16 protein-coding genes are annotated in these 16,796 nt (G+C 73.6%); 10 read left to right on the top strand and 6 right to left on the bottom strand.

Annotated features, from left to right (window positions below; all coding sequences use genetic code 11):
* Nucleotides 1-3: 3 nt before the first annotated feature.
* The 7 genes from ACLII4_RS01760 (at nt 4) to ACLII4_RS01730 (ending at nt 7,752) form a co-directional block, all read left to right on the top strand.
* Nucleotides 4-2,313, top strand: coding sequence for a bifunctional salicylyl-CoA 5-hydroxylase/oxidoreductase (locus ACLII4_RS01760; RefSeq protein WP_412069176.1), 2,310 nt, complete (start codon nt 4-6; stop codon nt 2,311-2,313).
* Entirely contained in the window at nt 2,310-3,092 is a 783-nt protein-coding gene (locus ACLII4_RS01755) for an SDR family NAD(P)-dependent oxidoreductase (RefSeq protein ID WP_412069175.1), read from the top strand. Before ACLII4_RS01760 ends, ACLII4_RS01755 begins: the two co-directional genes overlap by 4 nt.
* A 66-nt stretch (nt 3,093-3,158) precedes the next feature.
* Nucleotides 3,159-3,974: an enoyl-CoA hydratase family protein gene (locus ACLII4_RS01750; protein ID WP_412069174.1), complete on the top strand. Its 816-nt coding sequence runs from the start codon at nt 3,159-3,161 to the stop codon at nt 3,972-3,974.
* 46 nt (nt 3,975-4,020) lie between these two features.
* Nucleotides 4,021-4,560 (top strand): endonuclease domain-containing protein, encoded by a 540-nt coding sequence (locus tag ACLII4_RS01745; protein WP_412069173.1) that lies wholly within the window; start codon nt 4,021-4,023, stop codon nt 4,558-4,560.
* A complete protein-coding gene (locus ACLII4_RS01740) occupies nt 4,557-5,717 on the top strand; it encodes an acyl-CoA dehydrogenase family protein (RefSeq protein ID WP_412069172.1) in 1,161 nt (386 codons plus the stop codon). Before ACLII4_RS01745 ends, ACLII4_RS01740 begins: the two co-directional genes overlap by 4 nt.
* Entirely contained in the window at nt 5,717-6,115 is a 399-nt protein-coding gene (locus ACLII4_RS01735) for a RidA family protein (protein ID WP_412070582.1), read from the top strand. Before ACLII4_RS01740 ends, ACLII4_RS01735 begins: the two co-directional genes overlap by 1 nt.
* A gap of 11 nt (nt 6,116-6,126) precedes the next feature.
* Complete coding sequence (locus ACLII4_RS01730; RefSeq protein WP_412069171.1) at nt 6,127-7,752, top strand: AMP-binding protein; 1,626 nt, start codon at nt 6,127-6,129, stop codon at nt 7,750-7,752.
* 22 nt (nt 7,753-7,774) lie between these two features.
* Here the strand turns inward: ACLII4_RS01730 and ACLII4_RS01725 are convergent, their stop codons facing one another.
* Both ACLII4_RS01725 and ACLII4_RS01720 read right to left on the bottom strand, forming a co-directional pair.
* Nucleotides 7,775-8,602 carry an SDR family NAD(P)-dependent oxidoreductase gene (locus ACLII4_RS01725; protein WP_412069170.1) on the bottom strand — a complete coding sequence of 276 codons (828 nt, stop codon included), beginning with the start codon at nt 8,600-8,602 and terminating at the stop codon, nt 7,775-7,777.
* Nucleotides 8,603-8,637: 35 nt separating this feature from the next.
* Entirely contained in the window at nt 8,638-9,093 is a 456-nt protein-coding gene (locus ACLII4_RS01720) for a MaoC family dehydratase (protein ID WP_412069169.1), read from the bottom strand.
* Between the two features lie 179 nt (nt 9,094-9,272).
* Between ACLII4_RS01720 and ACLII4_RS01715 the strand changes: the two genes are divergently transcribed.
* The gene (locus ACLII4_RS01715; RefSeq protein ID WP_412069168.1) at nt 9,273-9,509 is read left to right on the top strand and encodes a hypothetical protein; all 237 of its coding nucleotides are present in this window, start codon (nt 9,273-9,275) and stop codon (nt 9,507-9,509) included.
* Nucleotides 9,510-9,530: 21 nt separating this feature from the next.
* Here the strand turns inward: ACLII4_RS01715 and ACLII4_RS01710 are convergent, their stop codons facing one another.
* The 3 genes from ACLII4_RS01710 to ACLII4_RS01700 form a co-directional block, all read right to left on the bottom strand.
* A complete protein-coding gene (locus ACLII4_RS01710) occupies nt 9,531-10,385 on the bottom strand; it encodes an SAM-dependent methyltransferase (protein WP_412069167.1) in 855 nt (284 codons plus the stop codon).
* Between the two features lie 403 nt (nt 10,386-10,788).
* Entirely contained in the window at nt 10,789-11,322 is a 534-nt protein-coding gene (locus tag ACLII4_RS01705; RefSeq protein ID WP_412069166.1) for a hypothetical protein, read from the bottom strand.
* Between the two features lie 84 nt (nt 11,323-11,406).
* A complete protein-coding gene (locus tag ACLII4_RS01700) occupies nt 11,407-12,102 on the bottom strand; it encodes a hypothetical protein (protein WP_412069165.1) in 696 nt (231 codons plus the stop codon).
* 102 nt (nt 12,103-12,204) lie between these two features.
* On the opposite strand from ACLII4_RS01700, the gene ACLII4_RS01695 reads away from it, so the two are divergent.
* Both ACLII4_RS01695 and ACLII4_RS01690 read left to right on the top strand, forming a co-directional pair.
* Entirely contained in the window at nt 12,205-12,777 is a 573-nt protein-coding gene (locus tag ACLII4_RS01695; RefSeq protein ID WP_412069164.1) for an ECF-type sigma factor, read from the top strand.
* A gap of 25 nt (nt 12,778-12,802) precedes the next feature.
* The gene (locus tag ACLII4_RS01690) at nt 12,803-15,319 is read left to right on the top strand and encodes a protein kinase domain-containing protein (protein WP_412069163.1); all 2,517 of its coding nucleotides are present in this window, start codon (nt 12,803-12,805) and stop codon (nt 15,317-15,319) included.
* Between the two features lie 23 nt (nt 15,320-15,342).
* Here the strand turns inward: ACLII4_RS01690 and ACLII4_RS01685 are convergent, their stop codons facing one another.
* A complete protein-coding gene (locus ACLII4_RS01685; protein ID WP_412069162.1) occupies nt 15,343-16,752 on the bottom strand; it encodes an alpha/beta hydrolase in 1,410 nt (469 codons plus the stop codon).
* Nucleotides 16,753-16,796 lie beyond the last annotated feature (44 nt).

The following is a 16,796-nucleotide window of genomic DNA, read 5'->3' as shown; positions in this document are numbered from 1 at the left end:
TCCGTGACCGTCGCCTGCGTGGGGGGAGGCCCGGCCGGGCTCTTCCTCGCGATCCTCCTCAAAAAAGCCCGCCCCGGCTGGGACGTGGCCGTCTACGAGCAGAACCCCCGCGGCAACACCTTCGGCTGGGGCATCGTGTTCTCGGACGGCACCATGGAGAACCTCGTGGCCGCCGACCCCGAGGTCGCGGAGGCGACGCAGCGCTCGCTCGCGCATTGGGACGACGTCGAGGTCCGCTTCCGGGGCCGCGTGCTCCGCTCCTCGGGCCACGGGTTCATCGGCGTGGGGCGGCACCGCTTTATCGAGATCCTGACCGACCGCGCCGAGGCCTTGGGCGTGGCGCTCCACTTCGGCGTGCGCGTCGACGAGCTCGAGCGGCTGGAGGCGGGCCTGATCGTCGCTGCCGACGGCGTCAACAGCGCGCTCCGCGCCAGCCTGGCGGGACAGTTCGAGCCCGTCGTCGCGGCCACGCGCAACCGGTTCACGTGGCTCGGCACGCGCGGCCCGTTCCCCGCCTTCACCTTCGACTTCCAGGAGACCGAGTGGGGCTGGTTTCAGGCCCACGCCTACCAGTTCTCCGACGACACCAGCACGTGCATCGTCGAGTGCACCGACGAGACCTGGCGCGCGGCCGGGCTCGGCGCGATGGCCAAGGCCGACGCCCTCGCCTTCTGCGAGCGCTTGTTCGCGGATCTCCTCGATGGCCACCCGCTCTTGGACAACGCGCCGCATCTCGAAGGCCCGGAGATGTGGCTCCGCTTCCCCACCATCACGAACGCCCGCTGGTACGCCGCCCGCCCCGACGGCACGCCCGTCGTGCTGCTGGGCGACGCCGCCGCGACGGCCCACTTTTCGATCGGCAGCGGCACCAAGCTGGCCCTCGAGAGCGCCCTCGCCCTCGCCCACGGGCTCACCGAGGCCGCCGACCTCACCGACCTCGGGGCTGTGCTGGAGGCCTACGAAGACGAGCGGCGCGTCGAGGTGCTCCGCTTGCAGAACGCGGCCCGCAACTCGACCGAGTGGTTCGAGCAGGTCGAGCTCCGCGGCGACCTCGCGCCCGAGCAGTTCGCCTACAGCCTGCTCACGCGGAGCCAGCGCGTCAGCCACGAGAACCTCCGCGTGCGCGACGCCGACTGGCTGGCCGACTACGAGGCGTGGTGGGCAGGGCACCAGACCGGCGAGCCCGACGCGGCCGTCCCGCCCATGTTCGTGCCCTACCACGTGCGCGGGCTGACGCTCGCCAACCGCATCGTCGTCTCCCCGATGGCGATGTACTCCGCCGACGACGGCGTCGCGGGCGACTTCCATCTGGTTCACCTGGGGCAGCGGGCGCTCGGTGGCGCGGGGCTCGTGTTCACCGAGATGACGTGCCCCTCGCCCGATGCCCGCATCACGCCGGGCTGTGCCGGTCTGTGGACCGACCAGCACACCGAGGCCTGGGCCCGGATCGTCCGGTTCATCCACCAGAACAGCCCCGCGAAGGCGGCCCTTCAGCTCGGCCACGCTGGGCGGAAGGGGTCCGCCGAGCGCCCGTGGGACGCCGACGGCGACGACACGACGCCCCTCGCCGACGGAAACTGGCCGCTTATGGCGCCCTCTGCTCTGCCGTACCTCCCGCACAATCAGATCCCGCGGGAGATGGACCGGGCCGACATGGACCGCGTCCTGGGCGAGTTCGTAGCCGCCACACACCGGGGCGCCCAAGCGGGCTTCGACTGGCTGGAGCTGCACTGCGCGCACGGCTACCTCCTGTCGTCGTTCTTGTCGCCGCTCACCAACCGCCGCACCGACGCGTATGGCGGGAGCCTGGACAACCGGCTCCGTTTCCCGCTCGAAGTCTGGGACGCGATGCGCGCCGTCTGGCCTGAGGACAAGCCCATGTCCGTCCGCTTGTCCGCCTCGGACTGGGTCGACGGCGGGACGACGATCGACGACGCCGTCGAGATGGCGCGGGCGTTTTATGCGCACGGCGCGGACCTGATCGACGTCTCCAGCGGGCAGGTCTCGCCGGACCAGAAGCCCGTCTACGGACGGATGTGGCAGACGCCCTTCGCCGAGCGGATCCGCCTGGAGGTGGGCGCGCCGGTGATGGCCGTCGGCAACATCTACGAGCCCGACCACGTGAACTCGATCCTGGCCGCCGGCCGCGCCGACCTGTGCCTGCTGGCGCGCCCGCACCTTGGCGTCCCGCACTGGACGTTGCGCGCCGCCGCCGAGCTCGGCTATATCGACCAGTGGTGGCCCCCACCCTACCACTCGGGCAAGCGCCAGCTCGAACGCATCTTCGAGCGCCAGAAGCAGGCCGACGCATGACCCTCCCCCTCGACTCCCTCCACGCCGTCGTCACCGGCGGCTCCCGCGGCATCGGCGCCGCCGTCGCCCGCCGCCTGGCGGGGCAGGGTGCCTCCGTGACCGTCATCGGCCGCACCGAGGCGCCCCTCCGTGCCCTCGTCGACGAACTCGCGAGGGAGCACGGGCGCCCGATGTGGGCCGCGCCGGCGGACGTGACCGACGCCGCAGCCGTCACGCGTGCGTTCGATTCCGCGCGGGGGGTGCTGGGCCCGGTCGCCGTTCTCGTCAACAACGCGGGCGCTGTCGAGAGCACGCCGTTCCTGAGCCTCACCGAGGAGCGCTGGCGCGCCCTGCTCGACGTGAACCTGACGAGCGCCTTCCGGTGCACGCAAGCCGCGTTGCCCGACATGCTGGCGGCGGGCTGGGGGCGCGTCGTCAACGTGGCGAGCGTGGCCGGCGTGACGGGCGCGCCCTACGTGAGCGCCTACGTCGCTGCAAAGCACGGCTTGGTGGGGCTCACGCGCTCGCTCGCCGTCGAGGTGGCGAAAAAGGGCGTGACCGTCAACGCCGTCTGTCCCGGCTATGTCGACACCGACCTGGTCACGACCTCCGTCGAGGCGCTCCACGCCGCCACGGGCAAGGACCCCGACGCCTTACGCGACGCCCTCGTTCGCCACAACCCCGTTGGCCGGATGCTCACGCCCGATGAGGTCGCCAGCAGCGTCGACTGGCTCTGCCACCCCGACCAGGCCATGGTGACCGGCCACGCCCTCATCCTGTCCGGCGGCGAAGTGATGTAGCGGGTCGCGAGAGCTGACCCGTATCGCCGCACCGTCACCCGCCGCCCCTCCCGCCGCTCCGCTCCCATGCCCTTCGACCCCGCCACCTTCGCCCCGCAGCACTTCCGCTGGGACTTTGCCGACCGCGTCGCCACAGTCACGCTCGACCGGCCCGAGAAAAAGAACCCGCTCACGTTCGAGAGCTACGCCGAGCTGCGCGACACCTTCCGCGCCCTCGTCTACGCTGCCGACGTCAAGGCCGTCGTGCTGCGCGGGGCCGGCGGCAACTTCTGCTCCGGCGGCGATGTGCACGAGATCATCGGGCCGCTGACCAAGATGGACATGCCCGGCCTGCTCCGCTTTACGCGCATGACGGGCGACCTGGTCAAGGCCATCCGGCAGTGTCCGCAGACGGTCGTCGCCGCCGTCGAGGGCATCTGCGTGGGCGCGGGCGCGATCCTGGCGATGGCCTCCGACCTCCGCCTCGGCACGGCCGAGAGCAAGGTCGCCTTCCTGTTCACGCGCGTCGGGCTGGCCGGGTGCGACATGGGCGCGTGCGCCATCCTGCCGCGGATCATCGGGCAGGGCCGCGCCGCCGAGCTCCTCTACACGGGCCGGATCATGCGGGGCGAGGAGGCCCATGCGTGGGGGTTCTTCAACGACCTCGTTGCGCCCGACGCCATCGGCGCGCGGACCCACGCCCTCGCCCAATCCCTCGCCGACGGCCCGACCTTCGCGCATGCCATGACCAAGACCATGCTCGAGCAGGAGTGGACCATGAGCGTCGACCAGGCCATCGAGGCCGAGGCCCAGGCCCAGGCCATCTGCATGCAGACCCGCGACTTCGAGCGCGCCTACCACGCCTTCGTGGCCAAAGAGACGCCGGACTTCCAGGGCGACTGACGCCGCACCTGTCCTCTCTCTCCCTGACAACAGGAGGCGCTACCCGATGCCACGACTCCACAACCGACCTGACCTGCGAGCCAACCGCCGAGCCTCGCGGACTCAGCCGACGACGGCAGAAGCCACTCTGTGGAAGGTGCTCCGTCGGCGCCGACTCCATGACCGACGGTTCCGGCGGCAGCGCAGCATCGGGAGCTACGTGCTCGACTTCTACTGTCCGGCGGAGCGGCTCGCCATCGAGGTGGACGGAGGGATCCACCACGACCCGGCCCGTGCGGCCTACGACTCCACGCGACAGCGGTGGCTGGAAGATCAGGGGCTCCGCGTGGTCCGGTACTCCAACGAGGAGGTGCTCAGCCACGTCGACCTCGTCCTGGCGGCCATCGCCGCCTCCTTCCTCACACCAGCCCTCTCCCCTGAGGCCACCGCAGGAGAGTGTGTCTCCCTCCCCCCAAGGCGTGGGGGGAGGGCCGGGGAGGGGGGCGTGTTTACCGACCGAGCGACGAGGGCAGAAGCACCCCTCCCCCCGGCCCCCTCTCCTCGCAAGCGAAGGGAGGGGGAGAACGAATCCGGGGCCACACCATGAGCCACGTCGCCTTATCCCACCTCGACTGGCCGTTCTTCGACGCGGTCCACCGCGAGCGCGCCGCGGCCCTCGCCGCGTGGGCCGACGCGCAACCTCCCGACGCCGAGTCCGCCGACCCCCGCGCCGAGACGGCCCGCCTGGTGCGCGCGATGGGCCGGGCCGGGTGGCTGGGCTGGGCCGTGCCCGCCCCCGCCGGGGCCGACGACCGGCTCGACGTGCGGACGCTGTGCCTCGCGCGCGAGACGCTCGCGTACCGCTCCGCGCTCGCCGACTTCGCCTTCGCGATGCAGGGGCTGGGCAGCGGACCGATCTCGCTCGTCGGGACCGACGAGCAGCGGGCTCGGTGGCTGCCGGCCGCAGCGAGCGGCGAGGCCGTCTGCGCGTTCGCCCTCTCCGAGGCCGAGGCGGGCTCGGACGTGGCCGCCCTCGCCACGACGGCCCGCCCCGACGGCGATGCGTGGGTCTTGGACGGCGAGAAGACGTGGATCTCGAACGCCGGTCTCGCCGACCGCTATGTCGTCTTCGCGCGGACCGGCGGCGACGGCCACCGCGGCCTCGGTGCCTTCGTCGTGGACGCCGACACAGAGGGGCTCAGCGTTCCCCACCTCATCGAGACGGTCAGCCCGCACCCGCTCGGGACGGTCCGCCTCGACGGCTGCCGGGTGCCCGGCTCGGCGCTCCTCGGCCAGCCTGGCGACGGGTTCAAGATTGCTCTCGCCACCCTCGACGTGTTCCGCTCGACCGTCGGCGCCGCGGCCGTCGGGATGGCGCGGCGAGCCCTCGACGAGACGGTCCGGCACGTCCGCCAGCGGGAGATTTTCGGAGGCACGCTTGCCGACCTCCAGCTCGTCCAGGGCAGCTTGGCCCAGATGGCGACCGACGTGGACGCCGCCGCGCTCCTCGTCTACCGCGCCGCGTGGACGAAGGACGCCGGGGCTGAGCGCATCACCAAGGAGGCCGCGATGGCGAAGGCCCATGCGACCGAGGCCGCCCAGCGCGTCATCGACACGGCCGTCCAACTCCACGGCGGGCACGGCGTCACGGCCGGTCACATCGTCGAGCGGCTCTACCGCGACATCCGGCCGCTGCGTATCTACGAGGGCGCGACGGCGGTCCAGCACGTCGTGATCGCGCGGCAGCTCCTCCGCGACGCATGATGCAGCTCCTCCACCCGCCCGGATGGGCCCCGGCCAAGGGCTACGCCAACGGCATCGCGGCCGAGGGGCGGCTCGTGGTCGTCGCCGGCCAGATCGGGTGGGACGCCGAGCAGGACCTCGTCTCCGACGACTTGGCCGAGCAGACCGAGCAGGCCCTCGCCAACATCGCCGCCGTCTTGGCCGAGGCGGACGGGCGGCCCGAGCACGTCGTCCGAATGACGTGGTACGTGACCGACAAACGCGACTACCTCGCCCGGAGCAAGGCGATCGGCGCGGCCTATCGGCGCGTGTTCGGGCTGCACTTCCCGGCCATGACCCTCGTTGAGGTGGCCGGCCTGTTGGAGGACGGCGCGGTGGTCGAGATCGAGGCCACGGCCGTCGTGCCGAGCTCCGCGTAGCGCCCCCGCCCATGACGCCTTCCGGCCACACCGACCCGTTCGCCCGCGACCACCTCCCGCCGCGCGACCTCTGGCCGGACTTCGTCCTCCCCGAGGGGAGCGTCTTCGACTACCCCGAGCGGCTCAATGCCGCCGCCGCTCTCCTCGACGGCGCCGCGGACGCAGGATGGACCGACCGCCCGCTCGTGCTCTCCGACGGTCCGGCGTGGACGTACGGCGACCTCCGGCGCCGCGCCAGCCAGATCGCGCATGCGCTTCGCGATGACCTCGGGCTGGTGCCCGGAAACCGCGTGCTCCTCCACGGCCCCAACACGCCCGAACTGGCCGCGTGCTGGTTCGCGATCGGCCTCGCCGGCGGGATCGTGGTGGCGACGATGCCCCTCCTCCGCGCCTTCGAGCTGGGCTACACCTGCGAGAAGGCGCAGATCCGGCTCGCGCTCTGCGACGCCGCCTGCGCCGCGGCGGCCGAGGGCGTCGAGGGCGGTCCGCTGGAGCGGATCGTGAGGTTCAACGCCTTCCCCGAAGGGGACGACGGGGCCCGCGACGAACTCGCGGCCCTCGCCGACGGCAAGCCCACGACGGTCGACGCCGTCGACACGGCGGCCGACGACGTGGCGCTGATCGCCTTCACCAGCGGCACGACGGGGACCGCCAAGGCGACGATGCACTTCCACCGCGACGTGCTCGCCATTTGCGACGCCTTCCCGCGCACCCTCGGCCTGACGGCCGACGACGTGGTCACCGGCACGCCGCCCCTCGCGTTCACGTTCGGGCTGGGCGGCGAGCTGCTGTTCCCAATGCGGGTCGGGGCCTCGACAGCCTTCATCCCCAAGCCCTCCGTGCCATCGCTCTTGGACACCTTGGAGACGCACCGCGCGACGGTCTGCTTTACCTCGCCGACGGCGTACCGCGCGATGCTTGGACACCTGGAGGGCCGCGACCTGAGCGCCCTCCGGCTCTGCGTCTCGGCGGGCGAGCCGCTCCCGGCGCCCACCTTCCACGCCTGGCGCGACGCGACGGGCCTCGAGATCGTCGACGGCATCGGGTCGACGGAGATGCTCCACATCTTTCTCTCGTCGCCCCCCGGACAAGGCCGTCCCGGCGCGACGGGCAAGCCGATCCCCGGCTACGACGCAAAAGTGGTCGGCAAGGACGGCCGCGAGGTGGGGCCCGGGACCGTCGGCCTGCTCGCCGTGCGCGGGCCCACGGGCTGCCGCTACCTCGACGACCCCGCTCGCCAGCGGCAGTACGTCAAAGACGGCTGGAACTACCCCGGCGACGCCTACCTAGTAGACGACGACGGCTTCTTCCACTACCAGTCCCGCGCCGACGACATGATCATCACGTCGGGCTACAACGTCTCAGGCTTGCAGGTCGAGAGCGCCCTCCTGCTCCACCCCGCCGTCGCCGAGTGCGGCGTGATCGGGGTGCCGGACGCCGAGCGCGGCCACCTTGTCAAGGCGTTCGTCGCCGTCCACGAGGGCGTCGAGGCGGGCGAGGCGCTGGCGACCGAGCTTCAGGACTTCGTCAAGGCCCAGATCGCGCCCTACAAGTACCCCCGCGCCGTCCAGTTCTTGGACGCGCTCCCGCGCACGCAGACCGGCAAGCTCCAGCGCTTCCGGCTCCGCGACCTGTAGGAGCGGTACAGGGTACCCCCCCTCAGATCCCCGAGCCCCCCGTCACCTCCAGCGTGTGGCCGGTGACGTAGCCCGCCAGCGACGAGGCCATGAGCAGGATGCCACCGGCCGCTTCTTGGGGCGTGCCTGGGCGGCCGAGCGGGTTGCCCGTGGTGGCGCGCTCGCGCATCGCCTCGGGGATCCCCTGCGGGATGGCGTGGCCGTCGACCGTCGCCACCTCGCCGGCCTCCTTGGACTGCGTCATCCGTGTGTCCATGAACCCGAAGGCGACCGCGTTGCAGCGGACCCCGAAGCGGCCCCACTCCTTCGCGACCGTCTTCGTCAGCCCCACGACGCCCATCTTGGCCGTCGCGTAGTTGATCTGGCCGACGTTCCCGTGCAGCCCGCTCACCGACGACACGTTGACGATGCAGCGGTTCTGCGAGAACGGCCGGCCTGCGGCGAGCTCGGCCTTGGCCGGTTCGCGCAGGTGCTTGGCCGCTGCGCGGACCATCCGGAACGGCGCCGTCGCGTGGATGTCGAGGACGGCCTGCCACTGCACGTCGGTCATGGTGTGGAGCATCCCGTCCCACGTGAACCCGGCGTTGTTGACGAGCACGTGGAGCGTCCCGAACCGGTCCACGGCGCGGTCGAGCAAGTGCTCCGGGAAGCCGTCCTCGGTGACGCTGCCCGCCACGACGAGCGCTTGGCCGCCCGCCGCCACGATGGCGTCCGCCGTCTCCTGCGCCGGGGCCTCGTCGAGGTCGTTGACGACGACGTGGGCTCCGTGCTCGGCGAACGCGCGTGCCGCCGCCGCTCCAATCCCGCGCCCCGCTCCGGTGATGACGACGACCTGGTTCTCGAACAGCATGGCAAAGGGGGGAGTGGGCGACCCGGGTTCGAAGCTTACGCTTGTGGCACGAAGAGCGTCAGCGCCTCGGCGACGAGGGCCGGCGTCCCGTCGCCTTCGACTTCGACCGTGTTCTGCGTCGTCGCAAGGACATTCGCGCCTTTATGCGCGACGGCTGTGAGCACCACGCGGACGCGGAGGCGCGCCCCGGCGCGGACCGGCGCCAGAAAGCGTACCCGGTCGTAGCCGTAGTTGACAGCCCGGCCGACACCCTCGGGGTGGACCCCGGCCTCGGCGCGAAGCGCCGGCAAGAGCGACAACGTGAGCAGGCCGTGCGCAATGGTGCCTCTGTAGGGGCCGTGGGCGGCGCGCTCGGGGTCTACATGGATCCACTGATGGTCGCCGGTGACGTCGGCGAAGGCGTCGATGGTGGACTGCTCGACGGTGCGCCACGGCGAGACGCCGATCTCCTGGCCAAGGTGGTTGCCGAGGGTGTCGAGGGTCAGGGGCATGCGGGCAAGCTAGAGGCCCGCCGGGGGGCGAGGCGGCCATGGTGGAGCTCCGCGCCGCGCAGGCCGTCTCATTCGGAGCGAGAAGACGACCTCGGTGGGCCAACGCACGGCCGGCACCGCGCGCTAGATCTAGAAGCCCGCTCCACGGCGCCAACAACGGTGGCCCGCTCTCGCACGAGGTGGTCGAGGAGCTGGCTGACGAGACCGACTCGGCCGAGCGCCACGCGATCCTGGCCGACCTGACGTCGAACGTGGCCATGAGCGAGGAGCACGCCGTCCACGCCGAGCACGCGACGCGTGTCCGCCACCCCGCGTTCGCCGCTGCGCTCTGCCTCGGCCTGGCGGCCGACATCGGCAAGGTCCTGATCGAGCCAAAGCGACACGTCGGGACGCTGACGGGGGGGGGCGCCAAGTGATCGCCTCCGCTTGCCCGGCGCTCAGGCCGGGGCTCCGCCAGGCGCGCGGGCCACGACGAAGCCGTAGCGCAGTGCGCCGGTGGCGAAGGCCAGCCGCAGCCGGGCCACGGTGAGGACGAACCCGCGGTCGGCCTCGGCGGCGTCGCGGACGAAGCGGCGGTAGCGGGCGTCGGTCAGCAGCCGCCACGCGACGCGCTGCGCGACGACGGTCCACGTCCGGGCCACGGCGCGGCTCCAGTCCTCCTCGTGCTCGACCGTGAGCCCGGCGTCGGTCATCCACCGCCGGTTCTCGGCGAGCGTGCCCAGGCCCGCCAGCCGGCCCTCCCGACAGATCGGCTCGAGCAGATGCCGGACGGCCCACGCTGGCGGCCGCTCGGCGGCGGCCCACACGCAGAGCACGAACCGACCGCCCGGGCGGAGCACCCGCGCCACCTCGGAAAAAACGCGGGGCCGGTCGGGCATGTGCGTCGTGCTCTCGATGGCGTAGGCGGCGTCGAAGGCGCCGTCGGGCAGGCCGTTGGCCAGCCAGTCGCAGACGTGGACCTCGACGGCCCCGCGGGCGACGCGCTGGCCTCGGGCCGCGGCGGCCTGGGTCGCCGAGAGGGTCAGGCCCGTCACGTGGGCGCCGGTCCGCTCGGCCAGCCGCCGGGCCGTGGCGCCGTAGCCGCAGCCCACGTCCACCACGTGCTCGGCCTCGCCGAGGGCGCCGATCACGCGGTCGGCGAGGGCGTCGGCGGCGGCCTCGGGCGTGTCCCGCCGCGAGCGCCACAGGCCGTGGTGCACGTGCTCACCCCAGATCTCGCGGTAGAAGGCGTCGAGGCGGTCGTAGTGGGCGGCGACCGCGTCCGGGCCGGGGGAGAAGCGTGGGACGATCATCCAGACCGATGCGCGCAGAGGCTCCAGACTACTGCTGCGGGCCAGAACCGCGAGCCGCCTCGTCGGGCGGACACCGGAGCATGGGACGCCCCGCGCTCGCGGCGGGGCTAGGTCCCGCCGCGTTAGGGTCCTGTCTGCGCGAGGCCTCTGGCGGCGCCTGCCCCGTTGCCCTCCTCGTCCGATGCTCAGGCATCGATCTCGTCGGGCGCCTTGCAGGCACCGCCAGCGGCTCTCGCTCGGCAACGGACCGACTCACATGACGGACCCTAGGGCTCTCGCTTCGCCACGAGGTCGTCGCGCAGGGCTACGGCGGGACGTTCGGGGTGGAGAGCGCAGGGGACGAGGGCCCGGCGTTTCCCCTCCGGCTGCCGGGCGGCCGCACCAGACCGCCCGGTGCCGACGGCTACGGCCGGGTCGCGACAAAGCCGAGGATCTTGTCTTTCCCTAACTCCGGGGGCACTTCACAGCTCCCCCGCGCCCGCCACTCGGTCGGGCTGCCGCCCGAGGCGCGGAGCCGGCCGCGGTAGTGGCAGGGGAAGCCGCCGGTTTCGAACGTGAACCGGAGGCGGCGCCCGCGGACTTCACCTGCGATGTCGAGCGTCGGCGGGAACGGGGCCGGGGCCGTCTGCCCGCCGTGCGTGGTACAGACGGCGGGGGCCTGCGTGGACGTCCCGCTAAACGTCTCGCCGGTCTGGGTGACGGTGAGCGTCCCGGCGCTCGGGCACGACAGGCGCGTCACCGGGCCCTCGGGCGTGACGCCGAAGACGGCCTCGGCGGCGAACGGCGTCGCGCGGATGTGGGTCACCTCGCTCCAGTCCCACGTGCCGCTCACGTCGAGCACAGGCCGGGCATCGGCGAGGTCGGAGGCGGTGGGGGCCGCGTCGGAGCAGCCGGCCACGAGGGCGAGGGCGAGGAGGAGGGGAAAGACGGCACGCATGGCAGAACCTCAAACGGGAAAATGGGAGGGAGGGGGGACGCGGAGACCTGCGACATTCGGCGCCGACACCGGACACGTTGGGCGTCAGCGGCCCATCACCACCAGGTGCCCGGCGATGGTGTCTTCGGGCCCGGGGACGTCGCCCCAGCTCCGGTTGTCCGTGTGGTACACCACCACGAACAGCTCGCCCCCGATGTCGCCGACCTCGGCGCGCGGGGGGACGGGGAGGGTGCAGGCCGGCACCGTGCCCCACATGGTCATGGCTCCGGCCGTCCCGACGACCGTGAACGTCGTCGTCCCGGCCGAGGCGGTGAAGACGTTACGGGCGCCGCCGGGGTGCGTGGCGAGCGCGCCGCCGCCGGAGCCCGGGAAGTGCCAGATGGTGTAGACCCCGCCCGGGACCAGCCCCTCGAACTGGAAGGCGTACTGCGTACCGGCACCGACGCACGTGAGCGTCACCTCGCCCGAAGCTCGGGCCCAGGCCTCGGCGGTGATCGGTTGGCCGGCCGGGTCGGTCAGCGCCAAGAGCGGTGCGCACGCCCCGCGTCGGGCCTCGGTCTGGGGGATGTGGAACAGCGCCGACGCTGGGGCCGCGTCCTGGAACGGCGTGCACCCGGCGTCGACGACCTCCCGGATCATGGCCGGGTCGATGAGCTCGGCGGCGAGCGTCTCGGCGGCGGGGAAGACGGGGGGCGGCGTGGTATCGGGCGGGGGCGGCGCCGCGCTGTCGCAGGCGGCGACGAGGAATGCGGCGAGCAAGGCGGCGGGGCGGAGGGTCATAGCAGGGAGGGGAAGGTGTTGTCCCCTCCTGCGACACCCGGGCACCGATCCGGACACGAGGGCTGGCGTCGCCGCCCTAGGTTGCCGGCCCCGCCCGTCGCCATGCCCGCGCCCCACGCCATCACCGAGGTGCTCCTCGCCGCCGACGCCGACGACCGCGCGGTCGCCGACCGGCTCCTGCCGCTCGTCTACGACGAACTCCGGCGGATGGCGCACGGGCAGCTCGCGCGCGAGCGCCGAAACGCGACGCTCGACACGACCGCGCTCGTCCACGAGGCCTACCTCAAGCTGGTCGACCAGACGCGCGTGCCGGTCCGGAGCCGGGCCTACTTTTTCGGGGCCGCCGCCCGGGCCATGCGCCAGGTGCTCGTCGACCGGGCGCGGCACCGGCTCCGCCAGAAGCGCGGCGGCGGGGCCGTCGCCGTCACGCTCGACGAGGCCCACCTCGCCGTCGACGGGCTCGCGGCCGACCTCCTCGACCTCGACGCCGCACTCGACCGGCTCGCCGCGCTCGACCCCCGCGCGGCGCACTTGGTCGAGTGCCGCTACTTCGGGGGCTTGAGCGTCGAAGAGACGGCCGACGTGCTCGGCGTCACGGCGCGGACGCTCCGCCGCGACTGGGTGACGGCCCGGGCGTGGCTGTACCGCGCGCTCCACTCCGCGCCGGCGCCCTAGGTTGGGACGACTCGCCCTCGCCGCGATGACCGCCCCCGACCCCACCCGCGCCGCCGACCTCTGGCGACAGGCCCAGCGCCTCCTGCCCGAGGCGCTCGACCGCCCGCCTGCCGAGCGCCCCGCGTTCCTCGACGCCGCCTGCGCCGACGACGACGCCCTCCGCGCCGAGCTCGACGCGCTCCTCGGCGCGCACGATCAGGCCGACGGCTTTCTCGACGCCCTCGACGCCGACCACGCCGCGGCCCTGCTGGGCGAGGCTGACACGCTGACCGGCCAGTCCGTCGGGCCGTACCGGATCGAGCGGGAACTGGGCCGGGGCGGGATGGGCGTCGTCTACCTCGCCCACGATCCGCGGCTCGACCGGCCCGTCGCCCTCAAGCTGATCTCGCCGCACCTCTCGGCCGACGCCGGCGCCCGCCGTCGGCTCGTGGCCGAAGCCAAGGCCGCCGCCGCGCTCGACCACCCCGCCGTCGCCGCCGTCCACGAGATCGGCCAAGCCGACGACGGCCGCCTCTACATCGCGATGGCGTACGTCGAGGGGCCGTCGCTGCGCGAGCGGCTCGAGGGCGGGCCTCTCCCCGTCGCCGAGGCCGTCGCCGTGGCGCGGCGGCTGGCGGAGGGGCTCGGCGCGGCGCACCGCGCGGGCGTCGTCCACCGCGACGTCAAGCCGTCGAACGTGCTCCTGGCGGCCGGCGGCGCCCGGCTCGTCGACTTCGGGATCGCCAAGGCCGCCGGCCGCGACCTGACGCGCGAGGGGGCGACGCTGGGGACGGTCGCCTACATGAGCCCCGAGCGGACGCGCGGCGAGCCAGCCGACGCCCGGGCCGACCTGTGGAGCTGGGGCGTCGTCCTCTACGAGATGCTGACCGGCGAGCGGCCGTTCCGCGGCGAGACCGACGCGACGCGCATCCACGCCATCCGCCACGACGACCCGGCGCCGGTCCGGGCCCTCCGCCCCGACGTGCCCACGCCCCTCGCCGCCGTTGTGGACCGATGCCTGGCGAAAGAGCCCGGCCGCCGGTTTCCCGATGCCGACGCTGTGCTCGCCGCCCTCGACACGCCGAAGCCCCGGCGCCGTTGGGTCGGGGCGCTGGCGCTCGCCGCGGCCGTCGTCGCTGGGGCGGTCCTGTGGCCGCGCCCGACGGCGCCCGACCCGCCCCCCGGCGACCTCCGGATCGCCGTCCTTCCCTTCGCCGACGACGGCGCCGGGCCCGACGACGCCTACCTCGCCGACGGGCTCACGGAGGCGCTCATCGCCCGGCTCTCGACCGTCGGTGGTCTCCGCGTCATCGCCCGGTCGTCGAGCGAGCGGTTCCGCGATTCCGAGGCGTCGGCCGAGACGATCGGGCGCGAGCTGGGGGCGGGCGCCCTGCTCACGGGGCGGGTCCAGCGATCCGACGCGAGCGTCCGCGTCGCCGTCGAGCTGGTGGACGCGGCCAGCGGGGAGGTCCGGTGGGCCGACATGGTGGACGCCGACCGCGGCGACGTGCTTGGGGTCCAGCCGGCGATCGCGGCGCGCGTGGCCGCGGCGCTCGGCGTGACGCTCCGGGCCGACGAGCGGCGGCGGCTGGCGACGCGCGGGACCGACGACGCCGTCGCCTACGACCACTACCTCAAGGGCCGGCACCTGCTCCACACGTGGGCCCCGGAGCCCTTGGTCGCCGCCCGCGACCATTTCCAACGAGCGCTCGACCGCGACCCCACGTTCGCCGACGCCTGGGCCGGCCTCGCCGACGCGGCTGTGATCTTCGGCTACCTCGGCCTGCTGACCGCGCCCGAGGCCGCCGCACGCGGGCAGGCCGCCGCCGAGCGGGCGCTCGCCCTCGACGACGAGAGCGCCGGCGCCCACAACGCGCTCGCGTCGGTGCTCGCCAACGACCCCCACGCCTGGCCAGCCGCCGAGGCCCACTTCCGCCGGGCCCTCGCGCTCGACCCCAGCGACGCCCTCGCGCACCTGTCGTACGCCGAGCTCCTGCGCGACCAGGGCCGGTTCGACGCCGCGCTCGCCGAGATCGCGGCGGCCCAGACGCTCGACCCACTCTCGCCCTACGCCCGGCTCATCGAGGGGATCATCCTGTGGTTCGCCAGCCGCCCGGACGACGCGCTCGCGGTGCTCCGGCGCATCGAGCGCGTCCACGGGCCCTACCCCGCGGCCGATCTGTTCGCCGGGCTGGTGCTGTTGGGCACGGGGGACTACCGCGAGAGTCTGGCGGCCCTCGACCGCGCCGATCCTGAGCGGGCGGACCCCGACGCGCTGAGCACGCGGGCGCGGGCGCTCGCGGGGCTCGGGCGGCGCGCCGAGGCCCGGGCCGTCTTGGCCGAGCTGGAGGCGCTCGCGGACGACCGCTACGTCTCGCCGTTCTTGCGGGCCGTGGTCCACGACGCGCTCGGCGAGACGGACCGGGTGTTCCCCCTCCTCGAGCAGGCCCACGCCGAGCGGAGCTGGTTCGTCCGGATGATGAGGGTCGGGCCGGTCTTTGAAGGGCTCCGCGCAGACCCCCGGTACCAGGCGCTCCTCGTCGAGGTCGGGCTGGCGGAGTAACTCGGCCTCGGGTCCGGGGCGGACTACTCGGCGGGGAAGAGGAAGCGCAGCATGTCCGGCGCCCGCGCCTGCCACGCGCCCGTGTCGTGGCCGGCGCCTGGGGCCTCGACGAAGCGGACGAGCGCGGCGTCCCATCCGGTCTCGACGAGCAGCGCCGCCAGCCGCCGCGCGTCGGGGACCATCGAGCCGCCCTCCTCAGTGCCGATGTCGACCCAGACGCGCTGGCCGGGCGACGGCGTCGCGTCCGCGACGGTCCGGAGCAGCACCTTGTCGTCCCACCAGACGGACGGGGAGGCAACCAACAGACGCCCGAACACGTCGGGCCGCGTGGCGCCGAGGTGCATCGTGATCAGGCCGCCGAGCGACGCGCCGCCCAAGCCGGTATGGGCCGCCTCGGGGCGCGTCCGGAACAGCTCGTCGACCTGGGGCTTGAGCACGTCGATGAGGAACCGGCCGTAGGTGTCGCCGAGCCCGCCCGCCGGCGGGCGCGTGGCGACGACGCGCGCGACCGTCCCGTCGGCGGCGGCGGGGAACGACAGCGTCGTCGGGTCGCCGGGCATCGTGTACGTCCCGTCGTCGCCGGCGACCATCGGGACCGACCGCTCCGTCCCGGGCGGATCGAGCACGAGCGCCCCGTCGCGCAGGGCGATCACGAGCGAGTCGGGGCCGATGGCGTAGGCGCCGGTGATGGCGCCGAGCGGGCCGTCGGCGGTCGGCGGCCGGATGCGGAGGGCGGTCTGCGTCCAGGTGTGGACGGTCGGCGTGTACTCGTCGGTGCGGCGGTCGGTGTTCGAGACGGCGACGATGATCAGCGGCTCGATCTCGCCGGCCTCGATGAGCGCGGTCGCGGCCTCGTCCATGCCCCACTCGGATCCGGCCTCGGTCCCGAACACGCCCGCGCCGTCGTGGAGGTAGAGCACGGGGTAGCGGGCGTCGGTGTCGGCGTAGCCCGGGGGGAGCCAGACGTAGACGTCGCGCGGGGCCAGCCCGGCGCCCTCGACGGCGGGCATCGTGTCGATCCGCCCGGTGATGCTCGACGGCGGGGCGACAGGCCGCGCCGACCACCGGAGCATCAGCCCAGCGCCCACGCCTGCGGTTAGCTCGACGGCGTGGTTGGCGCCCTCCTGCCACCCGTCGTTGGGCGCGTCGCCGTCACCGTCGTCCACCTTGATCTTGAGCTCGACGCGGAGCCCGCCCTCGGGGACCATGAACGGGACGGCGAGCTGGTAGAGGCCGTCGCCGTCGGGGTCGGTGGCGGGCGTGGTGGCGCCCCACGAGAGCGGGGCGACGCTGCCGCGCAAGCCGACCGGCTCGCCGTCGTCGACCCAGCCCGCTGCCAGCGGCTCGCGGAGGTCGAGCGTGGCGTAGAGCGGGGTCGTCTGGGCGTGGACCCCGACGACGAGCAGGGCGAGGGCGAGCGGAGCGACGCGCATAACAGCCGGGGTTGGGGCGCTCCAAGATCGGACGCCAGCAGCCA

The organism is Rubrivirga aquatilis, from assembly GCF_046845665.1.
Classification (GTDB): domain Bacteria; phylum Bacteroidota; class Rhodothermia; order Rhodothermales; family Rubricoccaceae; genus Rubrivirga.
This window is presented reverse-complemented; position numbering and strand designations above follow the sequence as displayed.

What these genes read in the sequence shown, in the direction of transcription:
- ACLII4_RS01755 (WP_412069175.1), top strand. Translation starts at nt 2,310, where the DNA reads ATGACCCTCCCCCTCGACTCCCTCCACGCCGTCGTCACCGGCGGCTCC.
- ACLII4_RS01750 (WP_412069174.1), top strand. Translation starts at nt 3,159, where the DNA reads ATGCCCTTCGACCCCGCCACCTTCGCCCCGCAGCACTTCCGCTGGGAC.
- ACLII4_RS01745 (WP_412069173.1), top strand. Translation starts at nt 4,021, where the DNA reads ATGCCACGACTCCACAACCGACCTGACCTGCGAGCCAACCGCCGAGCC.
- ACLII4_RS01740 (WP_412069172.1), top strand. Translation starts at nt 4,557, where the DNA reads ATGAGCCACGTCGCCTTATCCCACCTCGACTGGCCGTTCTTCGACGCG.
- ACLII4_RS01735 (WP_412070582.1), top strand. Translation starts at nt 5,717, where the DNA reads ATGCAGCTCCTCCACCCGCCCGGATGGGCCCCGGCCAAGGGCTACGCC.
- ACLII4_RS01730 (WP_412069171.1), top strand. Translation starts at nt 6,127, where the DNA reads ATGACGCCTTCCGGCCACACCGACCCGTTCGCCCGCGACCACCTCCCG.
- ACLII4_RS01725 (WP_412069170.1), bottom strand. Translation starts at nt 8,602, where the DNA reads ATGCTGTTCGAGAACCAGGTCGTCGTCATCACCGGAGCGGGGCGCGGG.
- ACLII4_RS01720 (WP_412069169.1), bottom strand. Translation starts at nt 9,093, where the DNA reads ATGCCCCTGACCCTCGACACCCTCGGCAACCACCTTGGCCAGGAGATC.
- ACLII4_RS01710 (WP_412069167.1), bottom strand. Translation starts at nt 10,385, where the DNA reads ATGATCGTCCCACGCTTCTCCCCCGGCCCGGACGCGGTCGCCGCCCAC.
- ACLII4_RS01705 (WP_412069166.1), bottom strand. Translation starts at nt 11,322, where the DNA reads ATGCGTGCCGTCTTTCCCCTCCTCCTCGCCCTCGCCCTCGTGGCCGGC.
- ACLII4_RS01700 (WP_412069165.1), bottom strand. Translation starts at nt 12,102, where the DNA reads ATGACCCTCCGCCCCGCCGCCTTGCTCGCCGCATTCCTCGTCGCCGCC.
- ACLII4_RS01695 (WP_412069164.1), top strand. Translation starts at nt 12,205, where the DNA reads ATGCCCGCGCCCCACGCCATCACCGAGGTGCTCCTCGCCGCCGACGCC.
- ACLII4_RS01690 (WP_412069163.1), top strand. Translation starts at nt 12,803, where the DNA reads ATGACCGCCCCCGACCCCACCCGCGCCGCCGACCTCTGGCGACAGGCC.
- ACLII4_RS01685 (WP_412069162.1), bottom strand. Translation starts at nt 16,752, where the DNA reads ATGCGCGTCGCTCCGCTCGCCCTCGCCCTGCTCGTCGTCGGGGTCCAC.